Annotated in this window: 10 protein-coding genes; 6 read left to right on the top strand and 4 right to left on the bottom strand. The window is 63.4% G+C overall.

Annotation, left to right across the window (positions count from 1 at the left end):
* From AC0NIE_RS00410 to AC0NIE_RS00395, 4 genes are all read right to left on the bottom strand, one after another.
* A complete protein-coding gene (locus AC0NIE_RS00410; protein WP_473483772.1) occupies positions 1-1,257 on the bottom strand; it encodes an Hsp70 family protein in 1,257 nt (418 codons plus the stop codon).
* A gap of 109 nt (positions 1,258-1,366) precedes the next feature.
* Entirely contained in the window at positions 1,367-2,158 is a 792-nt protein-coding gene (locus AC0NIE_RS00405) for a TIGR02186 family protein (protein WP_473483769.1), read from the bottom strand.
* The gene (locus AC0NIE_RS00400) at positions 2,158-3,081 is read right to left on the bottom strand and encodes a sulfite exporter TauE/SafE family protein (RefSeq protein WP_123146557.1); all 924 of its coding nucleotides are present in this window, start codon (positions 3,079-3,081) and stop codon (positions 2,158-2,160) included. Before AC0NIE_RS00400 ends, AC0NIE_RS00405 begins: the two co-directional genes overlap by 1 nt.
* A 192-nt stretch (positions 3,082-3,273) precedes the next feature.
* On the bottom strand, positions 3,274-7,221 hold the full coding sequence (locus tag AC0NIE_RS00395) for a peptidoglycan-binding protein (RefSeq protein ID WP_473483767.1): 3,948 nt from the start codon (positions 7,219-7,221) through the stop codon (positions 3,274-3,276).
* Between the two features lie 477 nt (positions 7,222-7,698).
* On the opposite strand from AC0NIE_RS00395, the gene AC0NIE_RS00390 reads away from it, so the two are divergent.
* From AC0NIE_RS00390 to AC0NIE_RS00365, 6 genes are all read left to right on the top strand, one after another.
* Entirely contained in the window at positions 7,699-8,160 is a 462-nt protein-coding gene (locus AC0NIE_RS00390; protein WP_095493558.1) for a MerR family transcriptional regulator, read from the top strand.
* A 310-nt stretch (positions 8,161-8,470) separates the two neighbouring features.
* Positions 8,471-10,267 (top strand): acyl-CoA dehydrogenase, encoded by a 1,797-nt coding sequence (locus tag AC0NIE_RS00385; RefSeq protein WP_473483765.1) that lies wholly within the window; start codon positions 8,471-8,473, stop codon positions 10,265-10,267.
* A 56-nt stretch (positions 10,268-10,323) separates the two neighbouring features.
* Complete coding sequence (locus AC0NIE_RS00380) at positions 10,324-11,493, top strand: acyl-CoA dehydrogenase family protein (RefSeq protein ID WP_473483763.1); 1,170 nt, start codon at positions 10,324-10,326, stop codon at positions 11,491-11,493.
* A gap of 30 nt (positions 11,494-11,523) precedes the next feature.
* Positions 11,524-12,732 carry an acetyl-CoA C-acetyltransferase gene (locus tag AC0NIE_RS00375; protein ID WP_258120557.1) on the top strand — a complete coding sequence of 403 codons (1,209 nt, stop codon included), beginning with the start codon at positions 11,524-11,526 and terminating at the stop codon, positions 12,730-12,732.
* A 14-nt stretch (positions 12,733-12,746) separates the two neighbouring features.
* Entirely contained in the window at positions 12,747-14,966 is a 2,220-nt protein-coding gene (locus AC0NIE_RS00370; RefSeq protein WP_473483760.1) for a 3-hydroxyacyl-CoA dehydrogenase NAD-binding domain-containing protein, read from the top strand.
* An 81-nt stretch (positions 14,967-15,047) separates the two neighbouring features.
* Positions 15,048-15,698: a S24 family peptidase gene (locus tag AC0NIE_RS00365; RefSeq protein ID WP_123146562.1), complete on the top strand. Its 651-nt coding sequence runs from the start codon at positions 15,048-15,050 to the stop codon at positions 15,696-15,698.
* Positions 15,699-15,702 lie beyond the last annotated feature (4 nt).

Below are 15,702 nucleotides of genomic sequence, written 5' to 3'. Positions count from 1 at the left end.
TCAGCCGAATTTCCGCTGCGCATCGAGCGCCAGCCCAAGCCCGACCGAGCCGAACATATCCCCTTCGATGACGGACGCCTGCGGCACCAAGGCTAATATCTGCTGCCTTGCCAGCGGGATGGCGGTCGATCCGCCGGTTAGGAACACCGCGGTGATGGCGGACGGTTTCACCTGCGCGTCGCGGATCGTCTCGCCAACCGTCGCGGCCACCCGTTCGATATCCCTGGCAATCGTGGCCTCGAGCCCGGCGCGGGAAATTTCTGCCGCGAAACTCGCTCCGGGCAGCGCGACTACGACATCACCAGAACGTTGCTGCGTCAGCGCGATCTTGGCCCTCTCGACCAAAGCGGCCAGCGCGTGCCCGTAACGATGCTCGACGATGTGGATGAAACGGTCGACCAGGTCGGCGCGTTCCGCCTCGTAGCGGATCTGGCGCAGATGCGTCATCGCCCTGGCGGTGTAGACCAGATTGATGCGTTGCCATGTCGCCAGGTCGATGAAGTAGCTGGCCGGCAAGTTGCGCTTGCCGTCCTTGGTCGGCGAGAGGTAGCCGAGCTGCGGCATCACATGGGTGATGCTCAACAGCCGATCGAAGTCGGTGCCGCCGATGTGGATGCCTCGGCTCGCCAGGATGTCGTCCTTGCGATCGAGGGAGCGGGCGCGCTGCGGCGAGACCCGCACGATCGAGAAGTCGGACGTGCCGCCGCCCATGTCGACGATCAGCGCCAGTTCTTCCCGCGTGACCTTCTGCTCGTAGTCGAGCGCCGCCGCGATCGGCTCGAACTGGAAGGCGATATGCTTGAAGCCCTGGGTGCGGGCCGCGTTTTCGAGTTCACCTTCGGCCTTGGCATCGGCCTCGGCATCGTCGTCGACGAACTGCACGGGACGACCGAGCACCACGCTTTCAACCGTGTCGTCCGCATCCTCTTCCAGCCTTTTCCTGAGATGGCCGACGAACAGACCAATGATCTCGGTGAAGGCGATCGATCGGGACTTGATGCGCGTCTTTTCATGGACAAGCGTACCGCCGAGTACGCTCTTCAGCGAGCGCATCAGACGACCATCGATGCTGTCGGTATAGTTGGCGATGGCGCGGCGCCCAAAATAGGTGCGGTTGTCCTCGAAGTTGAAGAACACCGCGCTCGGCAGCGTCACCTGACCGTCTTCCAGCGCCACCAGCCGTGGCTGCCCGTTCCTGACCACGCCCACTGTGGAATTCGAAGTGCCGAAGTCGATACCGCCGAATGCTGATCGCATCGTGAAGCCTGTATTCTGATTGTGGGGGAGCGACAGCTCGTGTCCGGTCGGGCCGGCGTCGCGGTCTAACCCATGAGCCCCAAAAGGGGAACAACCTTTCGCAAGGGGGCTAGTCCTTTCGGAAGACCAGTCTTCCGAGCCAGCCGGTCAGCATGGCCAGCGATACAGCGAAGACGCCGTAGAGAAAGGAATAATCGTGGGCGACGCGGAAGATCGACTGTTCGAAACCGGATTTGCGGATTTCGAGTTGGGCGGAGCTTTCCTTGATGAACAGGCCGCTCTTGAACAGGAACGCGCGTGCCTTGTGGGTGCCGACCGGAACATTGGGGGCAAGCCTGACGGTGGCGCGGAACAGGTTCTGCGACAGGAACTGCACGCCGCCGACGTTCACGCTGTAGAGGCCGGTCGCCGTCTTGCGCTCGCGCAGCGCCGCGGTGAATTCCTGGACTGTCGCCGGATTGTCGCCATCGTCGGCAGGCTGCATGTAGATGTTGGCGGCGCCGAGCGACAGTTGCTTGTAGCTGTTGGGGTCGGTGACGTCCTGAAGTGGGCGCGTCGTCGCCACCGAATAGGACACCGGCACGTTCTCGAAGGTCTCGGACTCCAGATTGATCCAGATGCCGAGCACCCGGTCCTTGCGGCGCACGACGACCGGCCGGGCCGGACCCTCAAGCACGACGATGATGTCGTAGCGCCCTTGGCGCGCGACAAGCGGGTCGGCATTTTCCAGTGAGCCGAAGATGGTGAGGTCGGCGCCGGAAAAGCCGGCGGTGATTGAGACATGGTCGGTGGACAGGCCGATCTGGATGTTTTCGGTAACCGGCGTCTGCGCTTTTCCCGGTGACGCGGCGGCGAACAGCGACAGCGAGGCAGCGGCCAGGAACGCTCTCAAGCACGCCATCAGGTCGGGTCCACGCCGGACAGCGAGTAGAGGCTGGGAGGCGTCACGAACAGATCGATGGCGAGCCGAATGGCGACCGCCAGAACCAGCAGTGCCAGCAGAGCCCTGAGCTGCTCGCCACGCAGCCTTTGGCCGGCCTTGGCGCCGTATTGCGCGCCGGCGACGCCGCCCGCCATCAACAGGAAGGCGAGCATGACATCAACCGTCTGGTTGGTGGTGGCATGGACCAGCGTGGTGTAGGCTGAGGTGAAGATGATCTGGAACAGCGAGGTGCCGATGACGACGTTGGTCGGCACTTTCAAGAGATAGATCAGCGCCGGCACCATGATGAAGCCGCCGCCGACGCCCATGATCGACGACAGGAAACCGATGCCGGCACCGAGGCCGAGCACCGGGATGACGCTGACGAAAAGCTTCGAGGCCCTGAACCGCATCTTCAGCGGCAAGCGGTGGATCCAGTTGTGCTGGCCGGATTTCTTCAGCACCGGCGCCGCGCCGCTGCGCGTGGCGCGCAGCGCATTGACGCTCTCGACCAGCATCAGCCCGCCGACGGTGCCGAGCAGCACGACATAGAGCAGCGAGATGAACAGGTCGAGCTGGCCGAGCCTGCGCAAGAAACCAAAGACAAAGATGCCGCCCGTTGAGCCAACGATGCCGCCTGCCAAAAGCACACCGCCGAGCTTGAAGTCGAGCGTGCCGCGCTTCACGTGCGACAATGCGCCGGAGAAGGAGGAGGCGATGACCTGGTTCGCGCCGGTAGCGACCGCGATCGCCGGCGGAATGTTGTAGAAGATCAGCAGCGGCGTGATGAGGAAGCCGCCGCCCACTCCGAACATGCCCGAAAGGAAACCCACCGCCGCGCCCATGGCCAGCAGCACGAAAATGTTGACGGAAATTTCCGCGATCGGGAGATAGATGCCCACCCGTCAGTCTCGATCAGTTTGCCTCTCGACGAATGCAACCGTTGCGGGCATTTCGCGCCTAAAAGCCTATCTCGTTCTTGCGCCGGCCGGGCGGCGAAGTCAAACCTCGCCACGCCGCCGAAACAAAAAACAACTCAATCAGTTAACAGGCAAATGTGTGGCAAAGGCGTCGCGGAAACGACGCATCTGACGTTATTTGCGCGCAAGCAGCGCCTTGACCAGTTTTTCGTCGACCGCGCCCGTCGGCTTCAAGTCGTTGTCGGTCTGGAAAGCCATGATGGCATCCTCGGTTTTCTGGCCCATCACGCCGTCGGCATTGCCGGCCTCATAGCCGTTCTTGTTGAGAATGCGCTGGATGTTCTGAACGACCTTCTTCATGTCGACGCTGGCGGTTGTCTGCGGCGTGCCGTCCTGCCACGATTCGGGAATGTCGGCCGAATTGGCCGCAGGATCGAGCGGCTTCGCCTTCCACAGTTCGGCGGCGGTACGGGCGCGTTCGAGCTGCTCGGGCTTGAGCGCCCTGGCGATCTCGTCGCGCTTTGCCGCCGCATCCTTGTCGCCGGTCTTGGCAACGAGCGCGAACCATTTGTAGGAATCTTCGAGATTCTGCTTCATGCCGACGCCCTTCGCCGCCAGGATGCCGAGATTGAATTGGCTGTCCTTGACACCGAGATCGGCGGCCGCCTGGAACCAGTGCGCGGCCGATTCATTGTCGGTCACGCCGTCCGCAGCCATGGCAAAGAGCACGGCGAGATTGTGCATGGCGCTGGCGTTGCCTTGCTCCGCGGCGAGCTGGTACCACGTCTTCGCCTTCTTGACGTCGCGCGCGACGCCGGTGCCCTTCTCATAGAAGTTGCCGATGCGGTATTCCGCCGGCGCGAAGCCGAGCTCGGCGGCCTTTTCATACCATTTGGCGGCCGCTGCCATGTCTTGCTTGACGCCGCGCGATTCGGCGTAACGCGAGCCGATCTCGAACAACGCCTTGGCGTCGCCGCCGGCCGCTGCGTCACGCAAGGCAGCCGGGCCGGCATCGGCTGGGATGTCGATCTTGGCAGCGGCCGCCGTCGTCGAAGCATCCGCGGGCGTGACCGTGCCGGTCATGTCCGGGGTCGCGGGCGTGGCGGCCGGCGCTGTGGCCATTGGCTCGGTGTCCGCAGCCGTCGGGCCCGCATGTGCCGAGGCTGTCACGTTCGCCGCCGCCGGATCGGGCGACGCCGTTGGAGTGATGGGCGCAGGAACAGGTTCGGCCTCGGGTCCGATTTCCATCGGCGTTTCGGCGTCCGGCGGCGCGGCGAGGGCGGTCTGCGCCGGCATGTCGTCTTCGGTTACCGATTCGGACGGCTCTGCCTGCCGGACGACGCGGGCCGGCGCGCTGTCCTGCGCTGCAGTTTGCGCGTCCGTCTTCGGCTCGCTGGCGGTACCGGCCGACGCGGTTTTCGCTGGCTGCGCGGCCGCGATCGGCGCCGCATCGTTGCTCGCCATTTCGACGGGGTCGGAGAAAAAGGCCGCGCCCAGTTGCAGGCCGGCGAGCGCCAGCATGACTGCGGCGGCCGCCATCAGGATCGGCTTGCGCCGCGCCTTGAGCAGGTCGCCGATCCTGAGCGCCTTCACCGGGCCGCTCATCTTCGATTGCCGCTTGAGAGCGTCGGCCTCGGCGGCCGCCGCTTGCGCCGCGCGTCTGGCTGCGGCGATGAAGTCGGCTTTCGATGCATCGGCACTGCCGGGCCTGACCGGCGGTCCGCGTTCGTCGCGCACGCGTTTCAAGATGGCGTTGAGGTCGGGTGGGCCGGAGCCGGGCTCCAGCGGCCGGTTGGCAACCTTCGGATCCAGCGGCTCGTCGAGATCGACGCTCGGTATCTCGACATCAGGCGCCGAGCCGGCAAGCGGTGGAACGTCTGCCTCCTTCTTACCCTTGAAGACGCGCGCCAGTCCGCCGAGCATCGACTTCCGGCCGCCGGGCTGCTCACTTTTCTCCGTCACAGTATCCGAACCAAGCGCCGCCATGGCCGCGGCCGCAGCGGCTTCGGCCGGCGTACGCGTGCCCGGTTCGCTACGCGAACCTGGTTCATTGCGCATGATGGCCGTGGCATGGCTGTCGAGGTCGGCCATGTCACCCGTCAGCGGCAATGGCTGGTCGATGTCCATGGACGGCGCGTCACGTACGGCCATCTTTGACGATCGCGCGCCGCGCCAGCTGTCCGGCTCGGCCGATTGCGTATTAAGAAGTTCGCTCACCGCGTCGGTCGGCTCGCCGGTTTCCAGTGAGCCCAGCCGGTCGACGATCTTGAGCAGGGTGTCGTGGATGGCCTCGAAGGTCCTCGAATTGCGCTCGTCGGAACGGCGCGTCAGTGATTCGAGCGTCTTCAGATCCTGGGCGAGGCCAGAAACGGCCGCCGTGTTGGCACTGGAGTCGGCCAGTGAGCGGACGGCGCTCTCGGCTGCCTCGCGCGCAGCGCTGAGGATGGAATCGCGGGTGCCAGCCAGCGACTTCTCGATTTCGTCGAGACGAGGGCTGATGTCCTCGAATTCCGGCAATGGCGTGCCGGGCTTCGAAAGATGCGCCGACAGAGCCGCGACTTGCGTCTCCAGGCTGCGGATCAGGGCCGGGTCGATGCCGGCGACTTGTGCCGCCGATGAATCCAGCCGGCTTGAAATATCTTCGAGGCGGCCTTCCAGGCCACGGATCGCCGCTTCGCTTGCGGAATCGGGAACGCGCGTTTCCATGCGCTGGGCCAGCGCGCTGAAGCGGGCGTCGATGGCATCCATGATGCCGGCGCCGTCGATCTGCGGCATGCGCTGGTCCAGCCTGTCGACGACTTCGTCCAGCCGGCGCTCGAGATCACGAAACAGCAAGTTGCCTTGTTCGATCGCGTCGCCTTGGCGGCGCTCCATCATGCCGGACAGCACGTCGAAACGTTGCTCCAGCCCCTGGAAGATATAGTCGGCATCCGGCATTGCAGGCGCCCTGTCGATCTTGTCGGCAATGAGCGCGATCTGCTTGTCGAGACGCTCCATCGCCTGCTCCGGCAAATTGGCCCGGCCGGCAAGATCGTCGACCCGGCTCGACAGCATGTTGAGGCGGTCGATGACCTCGCCGCTGGGGTGAACTTGCGTGACTTCCTCGATCTGCTGGGCAAGCGAGGCGATCCGCTTCTCGATGCGTTCGAAGGGTTCGGGGTCGAATGAATTGGCCTGCGCGGCGACGGTGGATGCGACGATAGCGCGGGAAATCTCGTCCAGCCGCTCGTCGATCATACCGAATGTGCTGCTGCCGCGATTGTCCTGCTGCCTGGCGAAATGATCGACGGCGCTGGCAAGCGTGCGGACCTTCTCTTCGATCGACCGCAGCGACAGCGACTCCGGCAAATTGTTGACGGCGTTGCTGATCTGCTCGAGCCGGTCGGTCAGAATCGAAAGACCGGGTGCGTCCGACCGCTTGCGGTGATCGGCATCGACACGATCCTCGAACGCGGTCCAGCGGCGGTCGAAATCGTCCCAGCGGCGGCCAACCGCCTGCACGCTCTCCTCGCGCGCCAGCGTGTCGAGCGCGGCCTTGACCTGCTCCAGTTCGAGCCGGAGCATGTTGACGCTTCTGTCGTCGCTCCTTTCGGCCAGAGTCTGGATGGCGCCGGAAAGCCGCTCAAACTCGACGCCGAGTTCGGCGCTGCCTTTGCCGCCTCCCGATTGACCACCCGGCTCGGCGCTTGCCTGGAAAGCCCGCTCGATGTCCTTGCGCAGCGCTTCGAATTCGCGCTGCAGGCCGGCGGTCATCTGGTGGCGCAGTTCCTCGCGCAGGCCGCGCAATTCGCCGGCGATCTTGCCGACCACGGCGACGCCGTCTTCTTGGCCGCGCACACGGTCGATATCGCGGGCGATCGCCTGGTAAGTCTGGTCAAAGGCAGCCGGCTCCGGGCTTTTCGGCGGCTGCGCCGGGCGCGGATCCTCATAGGGCCGGGCGCTGGCATAGCGCGGCTCCGCGCTCGGCCGGCGCGAATCGGGACGCTCGCTCAGGTCCTCGCGCGTCCGCTCCAGCCGCTGCTCCAGCGTTTCCAGGGAACGGTTGAGCTGTTCAAGCGTGGTGTGCGGCCTGCGCTGCCTGCCGACGTTGAGTGTATCGAGATAGGACCGCTTGCTGTTCATCGATGCGCCCGTTCAGAATTACTGCTGGCTTATGACCAGTTTCCCAAAGTCCTGCCGGAAACGAAGGCGGCCGCGCGGCTTGCTGCGGTGGAAGACGAGCTTCCCGGGTTTCACCCACGCTCCGAAAAACCGTGAAAAATTCGCTACAGGATAAACACGGGTAACCGACATGCGCACATTTCGCCCAACGTGGTAAACAACGCGTTAACCAAGCTTAAGAAGTTGCAACGTTGTTGGCGGGCTGCCTAAGCCCCGCCGGGCCATGCGCTGGCGGATGCGGCAAAAAGTTCCTCCCCCACAACGCCCTTGCTTCGTGAGGCGGCTATCGGTATAGAATTGACGTAAACGTAAAGGTGCACAGACTGTGCCGTTTGCGATTTGTTTGTTGAAACCACGAGTGGAAGCACGCCCCCGCTTCCGCTCAGGCGACGCAAGGTCCGGGACCGCGGCGCCACCAGATGGGGAAAGCCAGTGACCATGAAACTTGTTTCGCCCGGCGAAGCCGCGGCCAATACCAATGACATGTCTGACAAAGCCGGCGAGGATCTTGTCCGCATCGGCGAGATGGCCAAGAAATACGGAGTAACGCTGCGCACGCTGCGTTTCTACGAGGACAAGGGTCTTCTCACTCCGCAGCGCGACGGCTCGACCCGTCTCTACACGCGACGCGACAAGGCTCGGCTGAAGCTGATCCTGCTCGGCCGCAAGGTCGGATTCTCGCTGCGCGACGTCAAGCAGATGATGGATCTGTATGACCCGACTGGCTCCAACACCAAGCAGTTGCGACTGGCGCTCGACAAGTCGGAGAAGCAGCTTGCCCGTCTGCAGAAGCAGCGGGCGCTGATCGACGATGCCATCAACGAGTTGAGCAACTCGATGGCGGCGGTGCGTCAGATGTTGATCGAACGTTCGGCGCCGCAGGCCAGCGCCGCCGGATAATTCGGCCTCGCCGGCTTCCGGTGAACGGCCTTCTGACGAAAGAGAGCCGCGGGGCGTTGGCCGCGCGGCTCTTTCTGCCATCCGGCTGCGTCGGGATGAATACACATTTCAATCGTTCCGCACTGGCTTCAATGGTGTAGCGCCGCTACGCTCGCGGGTGAGGCCCGGAAAAATTTGCGACATCGAAAAATTGACGTTTACGCAAACGTCAACTTTTGCTATCCCGACCTGAACATTGGTCCGCATGCTGTCCCTGATTCATTTTTTGGGGCTTGATTTCGGAGCCAAGGCCGCATGGTGGAGGAAACGCATGCCGATCTACAGGGCGCCGGTCCAGGACACGCTGTTCGTGCTGAACGAGGTGCTGGGCTACCAGCGCTATTCCAATCTTCCCGGATTTTCCGACGCGACGCCGGATGTGGTCGAGGCCATCCTCGCCGAAGGCGCCAAGCTCGCCGAAAACGTCATGCAGCCGCTGAACCGCGTCGGCGATATGCAAGGCTGCGTGCGCCATGACGACGGTTCGGTGACGACGCCGAAAGGCTTCAAGGAGGCCTTCGACCAGTATCGCGAAGGCGGCTGGATGGGGCTGGCCGCACCCGTCGAATTTGGCGGCCAGGGCCTGCCTTACGCGGTGCATACCGCTGTTTCCGAATATATGATTTCGGCCAACATGTCGCTGATGATGTATCCCGGCCTGACGCAGGGCGCGATCGCGGCGATCATTACCCATGGCACCGACGAGCAGAAGGCGACATGGCTGCCGAAGCTGGTCGAGGGCATCTGGACCGGCACCATGAACCTGACCGAGCCGCATTGCGGCACCGATCTCGGCCTGCTGCGCACCAAGGCGGTTCCCAATGGCGACGGCACCTACAGGATTTCAGGCCAGAAGATATTCATCTCGGCCGGCGAGCACGACATGTCGGACAACATCGTCCACCTCGTGCTGGCCCGCATCGAGGGCGCACCGGGAGGCGTGAAGGGCATTTCGCTGTTCATCGTGCCGAAGCTCAAGCTCGATGCGTCCGGCAATCCGGGCGAGAAGAACACCGTCTCCTGCGGCTCGATCGAGGAGAAGATGGGCATCCATGGCAATTCGACCTGCGTCATGAACTATGACGAGGCGCAAGGCATGCTGCTCGGCGACGCCAATGGCGGGCTGAAGGCCATGTTCACGATGATGAACGAGGCCCGGCTCGGAGTCGGCCTGCAAGGGCTTTCTCTGTCGGAAGTCGCCTACCAGAACGCTGTGTCCTATGCCAAGGATCGCCTGCAGGGCCGCTCGCTGTCCGGGCCGAAGGCGCCGGACAAGAAGGCCGATCCGATCATCGTCCATCCCGACATCCGCCGCAGCCTGATGACTATGAAGGCCTTCAACGAGGCCGGCCGCGCGCTGGCGCTGTGGACGGCGATCAAGTCGGACATCGCGCACCGTGCCAGTGACGACAAGGACCGCCAGGCCGCCGACGACTACACCGGCCTGATGACGCCGGTGGTCAAGGGCGTGCTCACCGACAAGGGCTTCGACCACGCGGTGATGGCGCAGCAAGTGTTCGGCGGCCACGGCTATATCGAAGAGCACGGCATGAGCCAGTTCGTACGCGATGCCCGCATCGCCATGATCTACGAGGGCGCCAACGGCATCCAGGCGCTCGACCTCGTCGGCCGCAAGCTGGCCTTGAATGGCGGCCGCGCCGTGCAGGCCTTCTTCAAGGAGGTCGGCGAGTTCTGCGAGGAGAACCGCACTGATGAGAAGATGGCGCCCTTCACCAAGGCGCTGAAGAAGGGCCTCAACGATCTGCAGGCGGCGACGATGTGGCTGATGCAGAACGGCATGGCCAAGCCCGACAACGCCGGTGCCGCCTCGACCGACTACATGCATCTCTTCGGCTTGGTGGCGCTGGGCTATATGTGGGCGCAGATGGCCAAGGCAGCCGGGGCGAAATTGGCGAATGGCGCCAACGGATCTTCGGCCTTCTACGACAGCAAGCTGGTGACGGCGCGCTTCTTCATGGAGCGGATCATGCCGGAAACGTCGGCGCACCTCGCCCGCATCTCCAGCGGCGCGGACACGCTAATGGCGCTGCCGGCGGAAGCGTTCTAAGCTCGACGTTCCCCTCCCCCTTGAGGGGAGGGGAGCGTTGGCGCGGGAGAAATAGCATGACCAACCCCGCCGAAATCCTCGGCCTCCCCAAACCCGCCTGGGCGGCGGACGAGGTGGGCATGCTCTACGACATGGCGCACCGCTTCATGTCGGAAGAGATCGCGCCGCGCTATGAAGAGTTCGAGAAGAACGAGATGGTCGACCGCGAGAGCTGGCTGAAGGCAGGTGCGGCCGGTCTGCTTTGTGCCTCGATGCCGGAGGAATATGGCGGTTCGGGCGGGACATTCGCGCATGAGAGCGCCATCATCGAGGCGATCGGCCATGTCGGCGTCGACGGTTTCGGCATTGGCTTGCACAATTCGATCGTCGCCCCTTACATCCTCCACTACGGCTCGGAGGAGCAGAAGAAGAAATGGCTGCCGAAACTGGCGACCGGCGAGTTGATCGGCGCCATCGCCATGACCGAGCCCGGCGCCGGCTCCGACCTGCAGGGCGTCAAGACGCGAGCCGAGAAGGATGGCAACCAATACAAGGTCAACGGCTCGAAGACCTTCATCACCAACGGCCAGCTCGCCAACTTCATCATAATCGTCACCAAGACCGATCCGGAGAAGGGCGCCAAGGGCACTTCGCTGATCGTCATCGAGACCGACGAGGTGGAAGGGTTCGAGCGCGGCCGCAACCTCGACAAGATCGGGCTCAAGGCCAACGACACGTCGGAACTGTTCTTCAACGATATGCGCGTGCCGACCTCCAATCTGCTCGGCCACGAGGAAGGCCAGGGCTTCGTCCAGCTGATGCAGCAATTGCCGCAGGAGCGGCTGCAGATCGGCACCGGCGCCATCGCCATGATCGAGCGGGCGCTGGCGCAGACCATCGACTACGTCAAGGAGCGCAAAGCCTTCGGCAAAGCGATTATCGAATTCCAAAATACCCAGTTCAAGCTGGCCGAACTGAAGACCGAAGCGACCATCGGCCGGGTCTTCTACAATGACTGCGTTGCCCGCCATATCGATGGAGGCCTCGACCCGGTGACGGCCTCGATGGCCAAATACTGGCTGTCCGACCTGCAGGGAAAAGTCGTCGACGAATGCCTTCAATTGCATGGCGGCTATGGCTACATGAATGAGTATCCGATCGCCCGCATGTTCCGCGACGCCCGCGTCCAGCGCATCTACGGCGGCACCAACGAGATCATGAAATTGCTGATTGGACGCTCTCTCTGAGAGACTTTCAGCAAACCAAGGAGCAAGAAAATGGCCGAAGCTTATGTCTATGATGCCGTGCGCACGCCGCGCGGCAGGGGCAAGAAGGATGGCTCGCTGCACGAGGTGCCGGCGGTGCGGCTCGGCGCCAAGGTGCTCGAGGCGATCCGCGACCGCAATGGGCTGGATACCGGCACCGTCGACGACATCATTTTCGGTTGCGTCGACCCGGTCGGCGAGGCGGGGTCTGTTATTCCGCGCGCCGCCGCCTTCGAGGCGGGCTACGACACGAAAGCGCCCGGCATGCAGATCTCGCGCTTCTGCGCCTCTGGCCTGGACGCCATCAATTTCGGCGCAGCCAAAATTGCGCAAGGCGCCGACGAGATTGTCATCGCCGGCGGCGTCGAATCGATGTCGCGCGTCGGCATGGGCGCATCCGGTGGCGCCTGGTTCATGGACCCCTCCGTTGGCCTGCCGGGCTGGTTCGTGCCGCAGGGCATCTCGGCCGACCTGATCGCCACGAAATACGGCTTTTCGCGCGACGACGTCGACGCCTATGCGGTCGAGAGCCAGAAGCGTGCTGCCAAAGCCTGGGGCGAGGGCCGCTTCAAGAAATCGGTGATCTCGATCAAGGACCAGAACGGCCTGACCATCCTCGACCACGATGAGCACATGCGGCCGGCGACCGATATGCAGTCGCTGGCGGCACTCAACCCGTCTTTCGTCATGCCCGGCGAAATGGGCGGCTTCGATGCCGTCGCGGTGCAGAAGCATCCCGAGGTGGAAGAGGTCAACCACGTCCATCACGCCGGCAATTCGTCCGGTATCGTCGACGGCGCGGCGGCCGTTCTGCTCGGCTCGAAAAAGGCTGGAAAGACGATCGGCCTGAAGCCGCGCGCGCGCATCCGTGCATTCGCCAATATCGGTTCGGAACCGGTGCTGATGCTGACCGGTCCGGTAGACGTGACCGAGAAGCTGCTGAAGCGCGCCAGGATGAAGCTGTCGGACATCGATCTGTTCGAGCTCAACGAGGCTTTCGCCTCGGTGGTGCTGCGCTACATGCAGGCTTTCGATATTTCGCACGACAGGATCAACGTCAATGGGGGTGCCATCGCCATGGGCCATCCGCTCGGCGCCACAGGTGCGATGATCTTCGGAACGGTGCTGGACGAACTTGAGCGTCGCGACCTCGATACCGCGCTGGTGACGCTCTGCATCGGCGCCGGCATGGGCACCGCAACGATCATCGAACGCGTCTGACGGGAGAGAGACCGATGAGCTATACCAATTTCACGCTGGACATCGACGCCGACGGCATCGCGCTGGTCACCTGGGACATGCCCGACCGGTCGATGAACGTTTTCACCGAAGAGGCGATGCTGGAGCTGAATTCCATCGTCGACAAGGTGGCGAGCGATGCAGCAATCAAAGGCGCGGTCATCACCTCCGGTAAGGATACGTTTTCCGGCGGTGCAGACATCACCATGCTGCAGAAGATGCTGTCGAAGTTCGCAGCCGACAAAGCCAAGGACCTGGACAAGGCGACCAAGGCGCTGTTCGACAATGCCGGTTATATGACCGGCCTGTTTCGCAAGCTGGAAACCTCAGGCAAGCCATGGGTGTCGGCGATCAACGGCACCTGCATGGGCGGCGCGTTCGAGCTGTCGCTTGCTTGCCATGGTCGTGTCGCGGCCGATTCCGACAAGGTCAGGATGGCGCTCCCCGAAGTGAAGATCGGCATCTTCCCAGGCGCCGGCGGCACCCAGCGCGTGCCGCGGCTGACCGACCAGCAGCAGGCGCTGCAGATGCTGACCTCCGGCCAGACGCTGTCGCCGCAGAAGGCCAGGTCGATGGGCCTGATCCACGAGATCGCCGAGCCGCAAAAGCTGGTCGAAACCGCCAAGGCCATGATCAAAAATGGCTTGAAGCCGGTGGCGCCGTGGGACGAGAAGGGCTTCAAGCTGCCCGGCGGCCCGATCTATTCGGTGGCCGGCGCCAATCTGTGGCCACCGGCCATCGCCATCCTGCGTCGCGAGACCTATGGCAACTATCCTGCTGCCGCCGCCATCCTGAAATGCGTCTATGAAGGCCTGCTGGTGCCGTTCGACACCGCTTTGCGCATCGAGCAGCGCTATTTCACCGAGATCATGCAGACAAGAGAAGCGGCGGCGATGATCCGCTCGCTGTTCGTGTCGCTGCAGGAACTGAACAAGGGTGCGCGCCGCCCGGCCGGCGTGCCGGAAACCAGGTTCAAGAAGATCGGCGTGCTCGGCGCCGGTTTCATGGGCGCCGGCATCGCCTTTGTTACGGCCAAGGCCGGCTTTCCGGTGGTGCTGCTCGACCGCGACATGGAAGCTGCCGCCAATGGCAAGGCGCATTCGGACAGCTTGATCTCGGATCAGGTCAGGAAGGGCCGCGCCAAGCCGGAGGACAAGGACAGGCTGCTGTCGCTTATCACGCCGACGGCCGACTATGCCGACCTCGCAGGCTGCGACCTGGTGGTCGAGGCGGTGTTCGAGGATTCGGGCGTCAAGAAGGACGCCACCGAAAAGGCGGAGGCCATGCTGAAGCCGGCGGCGGTCTTCGCGTCGAATACGTCCACCATCCCGATCACGTCGCTGGCGAAGAATTCGGCGCGGCCGAAGAATTTCATCGGCATCCATTTCTTCTCGCCGGTCGACAAGATGATGCTGGTCGAGATCATTTTGGGCAAGAAGACGGGCGACAAGGCGCTGGCCACAGCGATCGACTTCGTCCGCGCCATCAAGAAGACGCCGATCGTCGTCAACGACACGCGCGGCTTCTACGTCAACCGCTGCGTGCTGCGCTACATGTCGGAAGCCTACAAGATGCTCATCGAGGGCGTTCCGGCGCCGATGATCGAGAATGCGGCGAAGGCCGCCGGCATGCCGGTCGGTCCTTTGGCGCTCACGGACGAAACAGCGATCGACCTCGCGCAGAAGATCATGAAGCAGACCATGCGCGATCTCGGCGAAAACGCGGTCGACCCGAAGCAGATGGCGCTGATCAACACGCTGGTCGATACTCATGGCCGCTTTGGCCGCAAGAACGGCAAGGGTTTTTACGACTATCCGCAAAAGCCTGCCAAGAAGAAGTTGTGGCCGGGCCTGAAGGATCTCTATCCGCAGTTGGCGCCTGAAAAGGTCGACTATGAGGAACTGAAGCAGCGGCTCCTGGCCACCATTGCATTGGAGGCGGCCCGGGTGATGGAGGAGGGCATCGTCACCGATCCGCGCGAAGCCGATGTCGGCTCGATCCTCGCCTTCGGCTTCGCGCCCTTTACCGGCGGTGTGCTGTCTTACATCGACGGCATCGGCGCAAAGAAATTCGTCAAGATCGCCAAGGGTCTGCAGAAGAAGTACGGCGCCGAGTTCAAGGCGCCGAAGCTCCTGCTCGATATGGCGGAAAAGGGCGAGACTTTCTACGAACGCTTCGATCCCTATGCCAGGAGTGAGGCCAAGAAGGCGGCGTGACGCCGCCTTCTTGGTGGACAAGATCGCGGCCACCGGTTAGAACAGAAAAGGTATTTTTTCCTGTTCTGAAGGAGAGCAAAAGTGCTCTCGCATGACCGCGTATGGGCCGCAATCGATGCTCTCGCCGAGCGCTATTCGCTCTCGGCCTCGGGGCTGGCGAAGCGTGCGGGCCTCGATTCGACAGCCTTCAACAAGTCGAAGCGGCTGTCCTCGGACGGGCGGCCGCGCTGGCCGTCGACCGAATCGCTGGCCAAGATCATTGAGGCGACGGGCGCCTCGCTCGACGAATTCACGGGACTGGTCGAAGGCCGGGGCAAGCCCGGCCCCGGACCCCTGCCCGCACGGCGGTCTTCGGTGCCGCTGCTCGGCTTCGCCCAGGCCGGCGCCGGCGGTTTCTTCGATGATGCCGGCTTTCCGGCGGGGCAGGGCTGGGACCTGATCGAGCTTCCGGCACAGGCGACCGGAACCTCCTATGCGCTGCAGGTCCAGGGCGATTCCATGCTGCCGCTGTACCGCAACGGCGACGTGCTGATTGTCGAGCCGGGCGCTGCCACCCGCAAGGGCGACCGGGTCGTCGTCAAGACCAATGCCGGCGAGGTGATGGCCAAGGTGCTGGACCGTCAGACGGCGAAGTCGATCATGCTGGTCTCGCTCAATCCCGATCACCCGGACCGCGACATCCCCATGCGCGATGTCGAATGGGTGGCGCGGATTGTCTGGGCAAGCCAGTAAGGGC

It is taken from the genome of Mesorhizobium sp. WSM4842 (assembly GCF_055901575.1).
The sequence above is the reverse complement of the archived record's forward strand: the minus strand, read 5'-3'. Positions and strand labels throughout refer to the sequence as shown.